The organism is Caulobacter sp. 73W (assembly GCF_041021955.1).
In the GTDB taxonomy this organism is placed as follows: Bacteria; Pseudomonadota; Alphaproteobacteria; order Caulobacterales; family Caulobacteraceae; genus Caulobacter.
Map to the genome: position 1 here is coordinate 323821 of NZ_CP158375.1, position 15162 is coordinate 338982.

The following is a 15162-nucleotide window of genomic DNA, read 5'->3' on the forward strand; positions in this document are numbered from 1 at the left end:
CGACGAACGGAAGACCTCAGAAGGACAGTCGGCGCGATTCTTGCCCGAGGAACCGCGATGACCGCGTTACGGCGTGAAGTGGCCCGTGCTCGAACAGCCCTTGCGGTTCGCGCCCGGCACACCGTTGCGGTCGAGGCAAAGCTCCGGCCCGACGCCTAAGCGGTCGCGCGCCTTCCACTCCACCCTGCCGTTACGCACGCCGACAAAGGCCGCCTCGTTCACGTTCGCGACGTTGTTGTTCGGCTGCGATCCCATGTCGATCGAGAACACCTCGTAGGCGCCGCCACCGTAGGATCGAACGCCGGGCCGCTTGATGAAGGCGTCACGGCCGCCAGGAAGCGCCGCGCCGAGGACGACCGTCTTGAACGTCGCCTGTCCTGCGGCGGCGGCTTCACGGCGTCGCTTGTTGAGGGATGGCAGAAGGACGGCGAATGGCGCGAGGGCAAGGACCTGCTGGTCGCTCGGGTTGCCCAAGGAGAACCGTTGCGGCCGAGCCGCCCCGGACTTCACCAGCCGCGGACAGTTGACCAACAGCGTGTCGGCCGCGATCGCCTTTTCTCCGCTGCGTCCAAGGCCGTCGAGCAGGCTATCTTGGAACGGCAATGCCCCGGCGAAGGGAGCAAGCACCGGATCACGCGGCGCCTTCCATGGCTCCACCCCGGGCGCATGCCGGACGACCCGGTCCGGCGGCCTGACCATCCGCTCCAGCTGTCCGGCCCGGAATACGAACGTGACGGTGCTTCCCCACTGCCTGCCGTCGCACACGCGCCGCGCGCGCCAGATATCGATCGGGCCGGAGGACGTCAGGCCTCGCAGATCAGGCGGTTCGTTGAGGAAACTTAGCTGCCTGGCCGCCACCGCGTGCGGCTGGCCCAGCAATCGGGATGCGGGAGCGGCCAGCGCCTGGGCGCCGATCATCGCGCTGCGAACGCGGCGATCATTGGAACGCCGCGCTTCATGCCTACCCCTTGAACCCCGTCGCCACCAGAAAGACCTCCGAGCTGTCGGTGCGGCTGGCCTTGGGCTTGATGTTCTGGACCTTGGTGAAGCGCTGCTTCAGCTCACCGATGACTTCGGCCGTCTCGCCGCCCTGGAAGGCCTTGGCGACGAACGCGCCGCCGGGCTTGAGCACCTGGACGGCGAAGTCCGCCGCCAGCTCGATCAGGGCCACGATGCGCAGGTGGTCGGTCTCGCGGTGCCCCACGGTGTTGGGCGCCATGTCCGACAGCACCACATCCGGCTGTCCGCCGAGCAGCTCGATCAGCAGCTCCGGACACTTGGGATCCGTGAAGTCCATCTTCAGAATCTGTGCCGGCGGCAGCGGATCGACGTCCAGCAGATCGACGCCGACGATCTTCTCCACCCCGCGTTGCTGGGCGATCTGCAGCCAGCCGCCCGGCGCGCAGCCGAGATCGAGGATCTTCGCGCCCTTGCGGAAGAAGTGGAACCGGTCGTCGATCTCGCTGATCTTGAACGCCGCCCGGCTGCGATAGCCCAGCGCCCGCGCCTTGGCCGAGAACGGGTCGTTGATCTGGCGCTCAAGCCAGGCCTGCTGGGACGAGGTGCGGCCCATGGCGGTCTTCAGGCGGGCGGGCTTGCCGCGGCCACCTTCGACGCCGCCGGTCGGCAGCTTCACCATGCGGCGTTTGGGTGGTTCTTCGGTCATTCGGCGGCCTGGGGTGTTGAGTTGCGCCCGGCCCCGCCCCGGCGACGCCGGCGACGCGGCTTGCGGGGTTGCTGGTCGGACATCAGGGACATGAGGATGCCTTCGCGCAGGCCGCGATCCGCGACCCGGACGCTGTCACAGGGCCACAGCTCCTGCACGGCCTGGAGGATCGCGGCGCCGGCCAGCACCAGGTCGGCGCGGTCGGGTCCGATGCATGGCTGCTCGGCGCGCTCGGCGGTGGTCAGGGCCAGCAGGCGGTTCGCCGCGGCCTCGCATTCGCTGCGCTTCATCCACAGGCCGTCCACGCGGTTGCGGTCATAGCGCTGCAGGTCGAGGTGCAGGCCGGCCAGGCTGGTGATCGCGCCCGAGGTGCCGACCAGCTGGGCGCGGCCGGCCTCGAATACCGGGCGCAGGCCCTCGGCGTGCGGGAAGTCGGCGATCCGCTCCTTCACGGCGTCGACCATGGAGCGGAACCACACGTCGCGCGGCCCCTCCTCAGGGAACCTTTCGGCCAGGGTGACGACGCCGATGGGGATCGAGACCCACGCCTTGATCGGCAACTTCCAGGCCGCGAACTGTCGCGGGTGGGCGTCGAGCCCCTCCCCCTTCAGATCGACCCAGGACAGTTCCGTCGAACCGCCGCCTACATCCACCACCAGGGCGGCGTCCGCCTCGCGGTCCAGCAGGTTCAGGCATCCTGCGACGGAGAGCTGGGCCTCCTCGCGTGGGGTGATGATCTGCAGGCGAAGGCCGGTCTCCTCCGCCACGCGGTCGACGAAGGCCTGGCCGTTGTCGGCCATGCGGCACGCCTGGGTGGCGATGGCGCGGACGCGGACCGTACGGCGGCGGCGGATCTTTTCGGCGCAGACCTTCAGGGCGGCCATCGACCGCTCCATGGCGGCGTCCGACAGTTTGCCGCTGGCGACCAGTCCTTCGCCCAGGCGCACGATGCGGGAATAGGCCTCGACCACGCGGAATCCGCCCGGCGTGGGAGTCGCCACCAGAAGGCGGCAGTTATTGGTGCCAAGGTCGAGCGCGGCGTAAGCCGGCGTCTCCCCCGGCGGCCTCCGGCGATGAGACGGTCCCCTCGGACGCGACTCGCCGGGCGCGCGCGGCGCCTCCGACATGGAGCAATACCTGTCTAGCAGGCGCCGATCTCGGCGCCTCGTTTCACCGGCGACCTTATCACGCATCGCAGCAACAGAAAGCGGCGCTGTGCTTGTGCAGCATGACAAGGCGCCTACGTTCAGGTTCTGGTCAGGTAAAACGTGGTTGACTGCAGGGGTTATGAACACGCGTCTCGCCAAATTCGCGATCGGACAAGTCGTCAGACACAGGATCTTCCCGTTCCGCGGCGTGATCTTCGACGTCGACCCCGAGTTCGCCAACACCGAGGAATGGTGGCTGTCGATCCCGCCGGAGGTGCGCCCTTCCAAAGACCAGCCGTTCTATCACCTGCTGGCCGAGAACGATCAGAACTCATACGTCGCCTATGTCTCCGAGCAGAACTTGCTGGCTGACGATACGGGTGAGCCGGTGACCCACCCGCAGGCGTCAGAGCTGTTCGAGAGCTTCGACCACGGCGTCTACAAGCTGCGGCCGCGCATCAGCCACTGACGGCCGCCATGCGCGGCTCCGGCCTCAGACCGAACAGCACATCCAGCACCGGCGTGCGCCGCACGATCTCATAGGTCGCAAAACAGCCGGCGAAGGTTGCCCCGATTAGGATCGCCGCCTCCAGCCCTTGCGGCAGGCCCAGCTTGGCCAAGTGATGCGCCATGACCACGATCAGGGTCTGGTGGACGATGTAGAACGGAAACACCGCCAAGGTCAGGTAACGCAGGCGCGGCCCGCCCTTGGTCAGGTGCAGCGCCCCAAAGCCCAGGATGGCCGCGATGAAGCTCCACTGGTCCGTCGCGTAGACGAAACGCATGACCGTCCGCAGGCTCTCCGGCGGCGCGGCGTCCTCTGCCCGATAGACCCAGGCATAGCTCGCGAACGCTACATAGCTGACCGCCGCCAACCCCGCGGCCACCCAGCGCCAGCGGACGAAGCCGTCGCGGATGCGCGCGGACTTGGCGGTCAGGAAGCCGAACAGGAACGCCGCGAACGAGACGGCGTGGTTGTACCAGTCATCGACCAGGGCGTGCGTCACCTCGAACATCGGCAGCAGCCAAAGACGCATCACGCCGAAGAAGACGATGGGCAGGACCATTAGCCGCCAGCCGCCGAACACCCCATCCAGCGCCTCGCCCAGCCGGCGCAGCGGCTTGCCGGCGACAGCCAGGACCAGACCCAGGATCAGGGTGTAGATCAGCAGATAGGCCACGAACCACATGTGGTTCCAGGTCGGGGTGATCAGGCACCCGTCAGCGTCGCACCAGTTCCCTGACGCCGTCGCGTACTTCACCCAGAACGCCCCATAGGGCTCGACCGCCTGCGGGACCTGCTCGACGATCTCGTAATAGGACTGAGGCGGCACGATCACAAACATGGCGAAGACCAGCGGCGGCAGCAGGCGCAGGACCCGCTTGCCGGTGAACACGCCGGGGCTCAGCTTGTCGGCCATGAACCGCGTCGCGGCCCCCGACACCAGGAACAGCAGGGTCAGGCGCCACGGGTTGGTCAGCATCATGACCGGCCCCAGCGCCTCGAGGGGATGAGGCGTCTTCACGTGCCAGTCCCAAGGCACGTAGAACATGCCGACGTGGTACAGAATCAGCAGGAAAAAGGCCCCCACGCGGATCCAGTCGAGATCCGCGCGGCGGTCGAGGGTCGGGGTCGTCATTTCGGTGTCCGGTTTTGAACAACAGTCGCCCGAGAAAACCGTGGTGTCTGCAGAAGCGAAAGCTCTACGGGCCGGTCGGCGCGATCACAGGGACAGTCCGCCGCCGACTGGGACGAGCGGCGGCTTCTGGGGGCTGGCCGGCGAGGATCGCCGCGACCTGCTGATCGGCTGGCTGCTCGCCACGGTCGCGATCTGGGCCACGACCACGGTCAATGTCTTCTCGACGGTCGACGACCACGAGATCGACGTGATGTGGCCGGCGATCTGGGAATACACCAGCGCCGTCAGCAACATGATCGCCGTCCTGGCCGTGTGGGCGGCAGTTCGCTGGGCGACCCTGCGCCGCCGTCCCGCCCCGCAAATCGTTCTGGCCCACGTCGCTGGCGTGTTCGCCTATTCCATCCCGCATGTGGCGATGTTCGTGGCCCTGCGCGAGGCGATCTACGCCGGGCTGGGAAGCGACTACGAGTTCGGGCCGATCACCCGCTACGTCTACGAACTGCGCAAGGACGTGATCGGCTACTTCATCCTGGCGGCGGTCTTCTGGGGGGTCATGCGCCTGCGCCGGCAAGCGCCGCGAGAGGCCGCGCCGACCACCTTCGACATTCTCGACGGCTCGCGCCTTCTGCGGGTGGAGACCCGCGACATCCTCGCGGTCACCGCCGCGGGCAACTATGCGGAGTTCATCCTGGCGGACGGCCGCCGCCCGCTGATGCGCACCTCGTTGGCGGCGTTGGAGCAGAAGCTGGCCGCGACCGGCTTTGTCCGCACCCATCGCTCATGGCTGGTCAATCCGGCGCGCGTCACCGGCCTGCGCCCGGACGGCTCCGGCGACTATACCGTCGAAATGGGCGCGGTTGAGGCGCCTCTCTCCCGCCGCTTCCCTGAGGCGACAACGAAGCTGCGCCGCGGCTAGGGCCGCAGTCCCTTGATCTCGCCGATGAGGTTCGCGACTTGCCGCGCCTCGAAGCTGGCTACCGGATAGGCGCAATAATCGGCGGCGTAGTAGGCGCTGGGCCGATGATTGCCCGATGCGCCGAGCCCGCCGAACGGCGCGGCCCCGGCTGCTCCCGTGGTCGGGCGGTTCCAGTTGGCGACCCCGGCGCGGATGCGCTTCTGGAAATGATCCCAGCGCGCCGGATCATCGCTGATCAGACCCGCCGAAAGGCCATAGCGGGTGTCGTTGGCGTGGCGCAGGGCTTCGTCGAAATCGGCGGCGCGGCGGACCTGCAGGATGGGCGCGAAGATCTCGTCATCGGCGATCTCGACCCCGGTCACATCGACGATGCTGGGCGTGATGAAGGCGTCGCTGCGGCCATCGATCTTGCCGGTCGCCCGAATGACCTTGCCGCCCATGCGCCCGGCTGCGTCACGCGCGGCCTCGGCGGCGCGGGCCGAAATCAGCGGTCCCATGAACGGCTCGTCGGCGTCGTTCCAGACGCCGATGCGCAAGCGCTCGGTCAGGGCCAGCACCGCCTCGACCACCGCGTCGCCCGCCGCGCCCCGCGGCACGATCAGACGTCGGGCGCAGGAGCAGCGCTGCCCTGTGGTCACGAAGGCCGACTGGATCACATGGCCGGCGACAGCCTCGGCGTCCCCCGCATCCCAGACCACCAGCGGGTTGTTGCCGCCTAGCTCCAGAGCCAGGATCACGTCCGGCCGGTCGGCGAAGACGCGGCGGAAGTGCGCGCCCGCCTGCGCCGAGCCGGTGAACAGCAGGCCGTCGATCTCCTGCGCGATCAGGGCCTGGCCGGTCTCGCGCCCGCCCTGGACCAGATTGACCACGCCCTCGGGCAGGTCGGCGGCGTGAAGCGCCTCGACCAGCAGTTGTCCGGCCAGGGGCGTCTCCTCCGACGGCTTGAACACCACCGTGTCCCCCGCCAGCAGGGCCGGCACGATGTGGCCGTTGGGCAGGTGTCCTGGGAAATTGAACGGCCCCAGCACCGCCATCACCCCGTGCGGCCGGTGGCGCAGCATGGCGCGGCCGAACGGCATGGCGTTTTCGCGCTCGCCCGTCCGCTCGTCATAGGCGGCGATCGAGACGTCAACCTTGGCCATCATCGAGCCCAGCTCGGCCTTGGTCTCCCAAAGGGTCTTGCCCGTCTCCCGAGACAGGGCCTCGGCGAAGGCGTCCTTGCGAGCGTCCAGCGCGGCCTTGTAGCGGCGCATGGCGGCGACCCGTTCCTCGCGCGGCAGGTCGGCCCACGGCAGGAACGCGGCCCGCGCCTTGGCGACGGCGGCGGCGACCTCGGCGGCCGATGCGGCGGCGCCTTCCCAGACGACCGCGCCGGTCGCCGGATCGATGGACTGGAAGTTCGTCATGCCTTCACCCGCACATTGTGGCCTTCACGCACGCCCAGGGCCTCCATCGCTTCACGCGACAGCACCGCCCGTTCGCCGTCGATCAGCACCGGCGCGCGCACGGCCCGGAAGCCGGCGACACGGCTGGTGGAGACCAGCACTTCCTCGCCGAAGTCATCATCGCCGACAGCGGCCTTCAGCACCCGCGCCTCGCGCACCGTGCGGATGTCGTCGCGGGGCGCCGAGACGGTCGGTCCCGCGTCGAACAGATCGACCAGCCCCTGATACCGGAAGCCCTCGCGCTCCAGCATCGCCCGCGCCGCCTCGCCGTCGCGATGAACGCGGCCAATGGCCTCGCACGCCGCCTGGGGCAACAGCTCGGTGTAGATCGGATGCCTCGGCGACAGGTCGAGGATGAACTGACCGTTGGTGGACGCGCTCATCAAGTCGGCCTGATCGAACGGCAGGCGGAAGAAGCGGGCCGAGACGTGGTCCCAGAACGGGCAGGACCCATCCTCATCGAACCAGCCGCGTAGTTCCGCCAGCACCATCTCGGCGAACTTCTGCGGCTCGGCGCCGATCAGCATGTAGCGCGACTGGGCCAGCAGCCGCCCCGCCCCGCCCTTGCGCCGCTCCGGCCGCAGGAACAGGGAGCCGACCTCCGACCAGCCGGCGCACTCGTTCACCAGCACCAGGGCCTTGTGGTCGAACCGCATCTCCAGCGTCGGCGAGGACTGGGCCAGGGTCACGACCCGCAGGGAGAAGAACGGACGCTTCAGCCCCACCGCCGCCTTCACCCCGGCGACGCCCTCCACCTGGCCGGTGTCGGTCTCTTCCAGCATCAGGGTGTACCAGGCCTCGACCGGCGCCACGCCGCCGTCGAAGCTGGCTTGCGACAGGTCCAGCCGCGAACGCAGGGTCGGCTCGTCCTCAGGCAGGCTGGTGAAGCCGCGCCCGGACAGCACGGCCAGCTCCATCAGGAACTCGTAGTCGGAAGGGCCCGCGGGCCGCACCACCAGCATCCACTAAACTCCGTCACGCATGGCCGCGCGGATGGCGGGGCCGTCGATCTCGCCCTGGGCGAGCTTCATCAGGATGAGGGCCGACAGCTGCGCGCGCTCCACGAAGCTGTCGGGCCAGGCGAATTCATTCTCGCTGTGGATGTCGCCGCCGCGCACCCCCAGCGTGTCGACATTGGGCAAGCCCGAGGCGAACAGGTTGTTGCCCTCGCACACCCCGCCGGACGGCTTCCAGGCGATCTCCTGCCCCAGCAGGGCGCCGGTCTTTCGCACCGCCTCGAACAGGCGGGACTGGGCGCTGTTCATCGGCTTGGCCGGACGGGTGAAGCCGCCGTGCAGGTGGACATCCAGGCCATCCCCCTCCCCGGCCTTGAGCGCTCCTACGATCTGCTCCTGCGCCCAGGCGCCGGCCTCCGCGTCGGGAAAGCGGACGTTGAAGCGGACCACCGCCACGTCCGGCACCATGTTCAGGGGCGAGCCGCCGTCGATCTTGGCGACATTGACGGTCACGCCCTCGCGCCGGCCGTTCAGGGCGTCCAATGCCCCGGCGATGCGGGCGGCGGCGGTGACGGCGTTGCGGCCCAGGGCGAAGTCGCGGCCGGCATGGGCGGCGCGGCCATGGATCACGATGTGAAAGTTGCCCGACCCCTTGCGCGCGCCGGCCAGGGTCCCGTCGGACAGAGCCGGCTCATAGGTCATGCCCACATGACCCCGGGCGGCGAACTCCGCCAGCACGGGGGCGGATGCGAGCGAGCCGATCTCCTCGTCGGGGGAGATCAGCACGCGATAGCCCAGGTTCGCCGAAGCCGGGTGCGCCTCGAACGCCTCCAGCGCCGCCAGCATGACGCTGATCCCCCCTTCATATCGGCGATCCCCGGCCCGTGCAGCGCGCCGTCGGGGCGGGTCGTGACCGTCTGAAACGGCGACGCCTCCGGATAGACCGTGTCGTAGTGGCCAGTGAGAACCACCTGCACCGGGGCATCGGGCCGCACGATGACGGCGATGGCGGCGGGATGGTCCTGCTGGCGCAACGCCCCATCGGCGCCGACGTCTGAAGATGGCGTCAGCGGCATGTCGATCGGCGCGCCGGGCAGAACCGCGAAGGCGTCCTTCAGCAGCGCTCGCTGCCGCTCCAGCCCCGCCAGGTGCCGGCTGCCGGAATTGATGGCGCACCACTCCACCGCGCGGCCGACGATGTCGCGGCCTCGGTCGGCGATGGAATCCAGAACGCGCTGTTCGTCGGGCGACAAACGCATGCGGAACCTTGCAACGCCATTGCCGCGGACCAAGTCGACGCGTGTTGCACATGGCGACGCCCGGAATGGCGCAAGACGAAACGTCGCCAACTCGTGGACCCTAGCCTGCCCCGCACCGACGGTCGACCCCGCGCCGGCGCGCAACCGCTGTGCGAAATCAGTAGTCCTTGCGCCAGCGGACCGAGAGCCTGTTGTCGCCCTGGCTGCTGAGGCGCGAGACGATGGCCAGCGCCCGCCGCACCCGCCATTCCACCTGCGCCGCCGGCCCGTCGCGACCGCCGCCGATCAGTTCAAGATAGACGTCGTCGGTGATGTACTTGCCGCCCGCCACGGTCATGCCCGCCGCGTCCCCGGCGAAGGACAGCCGGTCCAGGCCCGCCAGGTTGCGCAGGCCGCCGATCACGTCGAACCCGCCGCCGCCCGACAGCGCCGCCAGCGCCGAAGCTAGCTGAGCGGCCTCCAGCGGCGACAGTTGCGAGGCCGAGGCCCCGAACAGCACCTGGGACAGCACCTCGTCGTTAGGCAATTGCGGCGTGGAGGTCAGGGAGATCTCCGGCTTGGCCGCGGTACCCAAGATGCGCACCACCGCCGTCAACGTCGGGTCTTCCCGCGTCGCCGACAGATCCAGGCGGATGCGTTCGGGCGAGTTGGCCAGATAGACCACGCCCCGCGTATCGAACTCGAACCGCTTGCCGGCGAAGTCGTAGTCGCCGCGCACCACCCGCGCCGTGCCCGTCAGGTCGGGACGGTTGCTGAACCCGCCGACATGGGCGTCCAGCGACAGCTCCACATCCAGGCCCCGACCGCGCACGAACACCCGACGCGGCGCCTTCAGGGTCACATCCAGCGCAAAGCCGGGCGAACTGCGCCGGGCCTGCAGGTCACGGCTGTCGGCGCGCGGCTTGTTGCGCTCGACCACCTCGATGGTCGGCACGCTGGGCGGGGTGACCGTATCAGCGGAGATTTCGCCCTCGTCGATGGTCAGGGCGCCGGCCAAGCGAACCTTGCCGTCAGCCCCTCGCTCCACCGTCGCCTCGCCGCTGGCCGAAGCTGTGGCCAGGTCGTTGTCGATCAGACGGAAGCGCCGCAACGCCAGCCGGAAGCTGGACGCCGCATCCCGCCGCAGGTCCAGCCGTCCGCCACCGGAGAGCGAACCGCCCCGTCCGTCAGCGGCCGAAGCCTCGCTGACGTCGATGGCGTTGTCCGCCAGGTTGGCGCGCACGGTCACGTTCTGCAGCTTCAGCCCCGTCGGGCCGTCGTCGAACGAGCCGCCGGTCATCGCCGCGTCCCCCACCAGGCGCGGGTCGGACAGGGTGCCGCCGAGCGAGCCCTTGATGTCGACCTTGCCCGCCAGGCTGCGCTCCCCGCCGATCAGCAGGTCCCACAGGGACTTGATCTCGCCTTGGGCGGCGAAGTTGCCGCGCACGGTCTTCTGCCGGTTCACCGCCAGGCGCAGCGGCTTGGCCGACGCATCCACCGGCAGCACCAGCTCGGCGTTGGAACGAAGTCCCTGCTGGTTGGCGGCCGTGGCCTGAACCACCAGCTGCTCGCCCCGCAGGTTCGCCTTCACCTGGCCGTCGATTCCGACGCGGGCCGGCGCGCCGCGTTGACGCGCGCCCCGCAGGTTGGCGTCGAGGTCGCCGCGTAGGTCGTCCCCCTGCCCCTGCAGCGACACGCGGGCATCCACCTCGCCCGCCAGATCCTCGTTCAAAGCGCCAAGGCTGACCGAGGTCAGCACGGCCTTCAGCTCGGCGCCGGCGTCGGACAGCGCGCCGTCGATCTCCGCCCGCCCGGCGCCCACCGCCAGGCGCAAGCGCGCCGTCTGGCGCGGACCGCCAAAGCGGAACTGGGCGGTCTCCAGGGTGCGGACCTCGCCGCGCCCCATCCGGCCGCCGCCGTCGAAGGCCAGGCCATAGCCGTCCTGCACATCCGACAGGACGCCGGAGCCATTGATCGTCCAACGGCCGGGGCGCGCATCGCCATTGGCGACGATGGTGAAAGGCAACCGATCCAGCGGACCATCAGCCCGGATCTCCGCCTTCCGCAGCCAGACGTCCGAGCCCTTGGGCACGGCGTTATCGGCCGTCAGGTTCAGCCTGGCGCGTGCGCCGCCGACGCTGTCGGTGATCTGGGCCGTGCCGTTGACCGTCCCCTCGCGCAGCAACGCCCCAGGGCCGATGGCCACGGTCAGGTCCGCCGAGGCGGGCCGGCCGCTGCGCAGGGACAATCCGCCCTTGGCCTTCACACCGCCAGCGTCGGCGTCGAGGCCGCTGAACTCCATCCCGCCGGGCGCGAAGCTGAAATCCGCGCGCGCGCGGGCCGGGCCATACTCGCTGCTCGCCGTGATCGCGATGGCGCCGTCGGTGTCGTTCGCGCCGCGCGCGAAGGTCAGAGTGACCTTCGCGTCCGTCAGCTTCAGGCGCGGCACGTCGATGCTTTCGAAGTCCGCCGTCAGGTCGGCTTTCGGCTGCGACAGGCTGCCGGTGATGGCGCCGGCGCCCTTGGCCTTGCCGGCCAGTTCGAGCGGCCCGACGCGGAACGGCCCGTTGGCGGCCCAGTCGAGCTTGAGCTGCAGCGCGCCCGCCGCGCCGATCAGGCCGGCGGCGGAGGCGTTGGCCGCCGCGCCCGTCAGCTTGGATTCCCCGACCGCCACCCGGCCGTCGGCGAAGCTGCCCTGCAGGGTGAAGCGCGGATCGGCGCCCAGCAGGCGGTCCAACTCGCCAAAGCCGGCGGCGAAGTTCGCGCCGCGCGCGTCCACGGTGAACACCCACGGCTTGCCGGCCGAGGCCTGAGACGCCGACCATTTTCCGCTGACCGTACCCGACGCGTTCGGTCGCGCCGCCGCCAGGTTGGTGACCTGGGCGTCGCCCTTGAACGACAGGCCGCCCAGCAGGCTGCGCTGGCCCTCGCCATCCACCTTGATCCCCGCGCCGTCGATGCGCACGCGGCGCATCAGCAGCCGGCCGTCCGCCAGGCGCGCGCCTTCGAACTTCGCCGTGGGCCGAGCGCCCATCAGGGTTGGGATCAGGCCCTCGCCCAGCCCACCGGAGCCGCGGAAGTCAGCATCGACGGTGAACTCGTTACGTTCGCGAGCGAGCGAAAGCGGTCCCTCGATGCGCGCCAGAGTCAGGCCCAGCAGCGAGCCGCCCTCAGCCACAGCGTCGCCGTCCAGCGACCAGGCCTTGGCGTCGCCGCGCAGGCGTCCGCTGTAACGCGTGCGGCCCAGCTTCGGCTGCGGCGTGATGCGCGACATGTCCTGGACATCCAGATCGACCTCAACCCCGTCGCGATCGGTCATGCGCTTGCCGATATCCGCGCCGCCCTTCAGGGACAGGCGCAGGTTCTCGGCCTCCAGCCGCCCGTCCAGGTCGAAGAACCCGTCCGAGGCTCGCCGCCCCGCAATGGCGAAGGACGCGGTGGGGCCGAACATGCGGACCACCTGACCCAGCAGGCGCGAGGACGACAGCACCGCCCGTCCCTCGGCGCGCCCGCCTTGCGGATTCCATGCGCCCTGCGCCGACAGCGGCGTCTCGTCGCCGGACCGCGCCACGACGTCGAAGCGTCCCTGCCGCATCGCCCCGGTCGCCTTGGCGTCGAGGAAGAAGGCGCGATCCGCCGGAAGGCCCAGCGCCCCGGCGATGGCCCCGCCGGCCAATTCATTGGCTTGGGCGTCGACCAGCAAGGTGTCCTTGGCCCCAAGGTCGAACTGCACGCGGAGGAAGTCGCCCTGGTGCATCTGGCTGCGCGCCTGCACCGAACCGCGCCGGTCGCCAGCCCGCTCGATCTCCAGGTCGCCGTTCACATCGTACAGGCCGCGCGTCTGGCTGAACGCCGGCAGAGTCTCGAGTCGAAACGCCAGGGCGTCGATGTCGAACGAGATCGGCAGGCCCTTGCTGGGCTGGCCGCTCTTGGGGCTCAGGGTCGGGCGGCGGATGACCGTCACCTGCTCTGCGGTGATCCGCTCGGCCTTGAAGCGCCGCACGAACAGCGCCGGATAGGTCCAATCGACCCCGACATTGCGGGCCTCCAGCCACGGGCCCTTGTCATCGACGATGGACAGCTTTCGAACGGTGAAGCTTTTCCAGATATCGCCTTGAAGTCCCTCGATCTTCAGCCGGCCTATGCGGCCAAGCTTCAAGCCGTTGGCGCGCGCCTCGATGAACATCCGGCCTGGCACGCTGACCACGCCGTAGCGCACCACCAAGCTGGCGGTCGCGGCCAGGACGACGGCCAGGACGGCGACCATCATCACCCAGAAGGCGGGACTGCGGCCGACCTTCTTGGCCGCGGCCACGACCTCGGCGACGGCTTCCTCGGACGGGGGTGTGGGCGGTGCGTCGGTCAAAAGCTCTGCCCGATGCTGAGATAGACCTGGAACGACGGATCACCCTCGCGCTTGTCCAGCGGAATGGCGATGTCGGCGCGGATCGGCCCGAAGCCGAGGTCGTAGCGGACCCCCACCCCGGCCCCGGCGCTGAAGTCGCGGGTCTTGGGAAACTCGTTGGTGCCGACGGCGCCGGCGTCGACGAAGGCCACCACGCCCCACGGTCCGGTGATCCGCTGGCGCACCTCGAACGAGGCCTCCAGCAGCGATAGACCGCCCTGCGGCGTGTTGTCGGACAGTCGGGGGCCGACCCCCTGATAGGCGTAGCCGCGGATCGAACCGCCACCGCCCGCGAAGAACCGCCGCGAACCCGGCACCGACGGGATACGTCCGCCGACGATCAGACCCGCCTTGGCCCGACCGGCCAGAACCGTCTTTGCCTCCTTGGAGATCGGCAGATAGCCGGTCACCTGCGCTTGGGTCTTCAGATAGGTGATGCTGTCGTCGCCCGTGACGAAGGTCGGCTCGCCGCGAACCTCCACGCGCCACCCGCGCTTGGGGTCCAACGGATCGTCGGAGGCGTCCCAGTTCAGGGCGCCCAGGGTCGTCAGGGTCAGCAGGTTGCGCTCCTGCCCGACCACGAAGCCGTTCACGTCGGTCTTGTCGGCGATCTGGCTGGCGTCCAGCGCGGCCCCGACGGTCAGGAACGAGATGCGGCCGAACCGGCGCGTCAGGTCGGTGCGGACGCCGACGCCGGTGTCGGTATAGGCGTCGGTGTCTTCATCGAAGATCGCCCCGCCGACCCGCAGGGTGCGCTGCGGCTTGCGCCAGTGCGGCAACGCCACCTCGGCGTCGAGCCGCCGCTCCAGATTGGCGAGACGCCCGGTGATGCGCAGGGTGTCGCCCCGGCCAAAGCGGTTGTATCGCGTCCAGCGTCCATCCAGGCCCGCGCCCTCGCTGGTCGAGAAGCCCGCGCCCAGCTCGATGGTCCGGCGGGCGCGGTCGGCGACGCTGACCACCACCGGCCGCAGCCCCTCAGGCGTCTTGGCGTCGACCGGCGACAGGGCCACGGTCACGGAGTCATAGACGGCGGTGTCGCGCAGGCGGCGCTCCAGCTCAGCCACGTCTTCGGGGTCATAGACATCGCCCGGCTTCCACGGCGCCAGGTTCTCGATCCACCACCGCTTGGTTCGCCCGTCGCTGCTCAGGTCCAGACCGCCCAGCTTGACCAGCTCTCCCGCGTCGATGCGGAAGTCCGGACGAACCGTATGGTCGGCGTGATCCACGATTACTTCCCGCGGCTGGGCCAGGGCGTCCGCATATCCGCGCTTCTGGATCGTCGCCAGAATCCGCCCCTCGGCGCCCAGCACGTCGGCTGACCGTCCGGGCGCGCCAGACGCCAGGCCCATGGCCTTCTCGGCCGCGGCGGCGACCTCGTCAGCGGGGGGCGCCTCGACCCAGGTGATCTTCGAATCGGCGAAGTTGAATCGCTGGCCGGGCGTGACCCGCACCACCGGCAGCAGGCGATCGCCCTCCGCCAGGTCGGCCTCGACGTCATGCCCGTAATAGCCTTCGGACCTCAGGACCGAGATGGCGTTCTCGCCCGCGTCACGCGCCCGGCGGCGCGCCTCGAATTGGCTGGCGGGCGCGGTGTCGGCCCGGCCTATGGCGGTGACGATCGCCTCGCGCAGGGCGCGGTCCTCCACCCCTTCAACGGTGGCGCGCGGTTCATCAGCGCGGACGCCCCCAAAGGCGGCGACATTCAGCGCGGCGCCAGCGGCGGCCAGGGCGAAGACGGTTCGTCCCAA

Annotated in this window: 10 protein-coding genes and 1 pseudogene; 2 read left to right on the forward strand and 9 right to left on the reverse strand. The window is 69.7% G+C overall.

The genetic code is table 11. The annotated features are described in order from the left end of the window. Positions 1–66: 66 nt before the first annotated feature. From ABOZ73_RS01550 to ABOZ73_RS01560, 3 genes are read right to left on the reverse strand one after another with little or no spacing between them, the layout of a single operon-like run. Positions 67–918, reverse strand: a complete 852-nt coding sequence (locus ABOZ73_RS01550; RefSeq protein WP_369060156.1) for a hypothetical protein — start codon at positions 916–918, stop codon at positions 67–69. Positions 919–961: 43 nt separating this feature from the next. Beyond that, the gene (locus ABOZ73_RS01555) at positions 962–1666 is read right to left on the reverse strand and encodes an RlmE family RNA methyltransferase (RefSeq protein WP_369060158.1); all 705 of its coding nucleotides are present in this window, start codon (positions 1664–1666) and stop codon (positions 962–964) included. Then, a complete protein-coding gene (locus tag ABOZ73_RS01560) occupies positions 1663–2793 on the reverse strand; it encodes a Ppx/GppA phosphatase family protein (protein WP_369060160.1) in 1131 nt (376 codons plus the stop codon). Before ABOZ73_RS01560 ends, ABOZ73_RS01555 begins: the two co-directional genes overlap by 4 nt. Before the next feature lie 160 nt (positions 2794–2953). On the opposite strand from ABOZ73_RS01560, the gene hspQ reads away from it, so the two are divergent. Next, positions 2954–3283, forward strand: a complete 330-nt coding sequence (hspQ, locus tag ABOZ73_RS01565; protein WP_369060162.1) for a heat shock protein HspQ — start codon at positions 2954–2956, stop codon at positions 3281–3283. On the opposite strand, the gene ABOZ73_RS01570 is transcribed toward hspQ, so the two are convergent. Then, a complete protein-coding gene (locus ABOZ73_RS01570; RefSeq protein WP_369060164.1) occupies positions 3273–4454 on the reverse strand; it encodes an acyltransferase family protein in 1182 nt (393 codons plus the stop codon). The two genes, hspQ and ABOZ73_RS01570, sit on opposite strands and share 11 nt — an antisense overlap. A 43-nt stretch (positions 4455–4497) precedes the next feature. Between ABOZ73_RS01570 and ABOZ73_RS01575 the strand changes: the two genes are divergently transcribed. Further along, on the forward strand, positions 4498–5370 hold the full coding sequence (locus ABOZ73_RS01575) for a LytTR family DNA-binding domain-containing protein (protein ID WP_369060166.1): 873 nt from the start codon (positions 4498–4500) through the stop codon (positions 5368–5370). Here ABOZ73_RS01575 and astD read toward each other — a convergent pair. The 5 genes and pseudogenes from astD to ABOZ73_RS01600 all read right to left on the reverse strand — a co-directional run bounded on the left by astD (position 5367) and on the right by ABOZ73_RS01600 (position 15162). Beyond that, a complete protein-coding gene (astD, locus tag ABOZ73_RS01580) occupies positions 5367–6776 on the reverse strand; it encodes a succinylglutamate-semialdehyde dehydrogenase (protein WP_369060168.1) in 1410 nt (469 codons plus the stop codon). The genes ABOZ73_RS01575 and astD overlap by 4 nt on opposite strands. Continuing rightward, positions 6773–7777, reverse strand: coding sequence for an arginine N-succinyltransferase (locus tag ABOZ73_RS01585; RefSeq protein ID WP_369060170.1), 1005 nt, complete (start codon positions 7775–7777; stop codon positions 6773–6775). The genes astD and ABOZ73_RS01585 overlap by 4 nt, the downstream gene beginning before the upstream one ends. 3 nt (positions 7778–7780) lie before the next feature. Next, positions 7781–8847: pseudogene (locus tag ABOZ73_RS01590) on the reverse strand (hydrolase). A gap of 340 nt (positions 8848–9187) precedes the next feature. Beyond that, entirely contained in the window at positions 9188–13375 is a 4188-nt protein-coding gene (locus tag ABOZ73_RS01595; protein WP_369060172.1) for a translocation/assembly module TamB domain-containing protein, read from the reverse strand. Next, entirely contained in the window at positions 13372–15162 is a 1791-nt protein-coding gene (locus ABOZ73_RS01600; RefSeq protein WP_369060174.1) for an autotransporter assembly complex family protein, read from the reverse strand. Before ABOZ73_RS01600 ends, ABOZ73_RS01595 begins: the two co-directional genes overlap by 4 nt.

Coding starts and splice junctions, on each gene's coding strand:
- ABOZ73_RS01550 (WP_369060156.1), bottom strand. CDS start 918: ATGATCGGCGCCCAGGCGCTGGCCGCTCCCGCATCCCGATTGCTGGGC.
- ABOZ73_RS01555 (WP_369060158.1), bottom strand. CDS start 1,666: ATGACCGAAGAACCACCCAAACGCCGCATGGTGAAGCTGCCGACCGGC.
- ABOZ73_RS01560 (WP_369060160.1), bottom strand. CDS start 2,793: ATGTCGGAGGCGCCGCGCGCGCCCGGCGAGTCGCGTCCGAGGGGACCG.
- hspQ (WP_369060162.1), top strand. CDS start 2,954: ATGAACACGCGTCTCGCCAAATTCGCGATCGGACAAGTCGTCAGACAC.
- ABOZ73_RS01570 (WP_369060164.1), bottom strand. CDS start 4,454: ATGACGACCCCGACCCTCGACCGCCGCGCGGATCTCGACTGGATCCGC.
- astD (WP_369060168.1), bottom strand. CDS start 6,776: ATGACGAACTTCCAGTCCATCGATCCGGCGACCGGCGCGGTCGTCTGG.
- ABOZ73_RS01585 (WP_369060170.1), bottom strand. CDS start 7,777: ATGCTGGTGGTGCGGCCCGCGGGCCCTTCCGACTACGAGTTCCTGATG.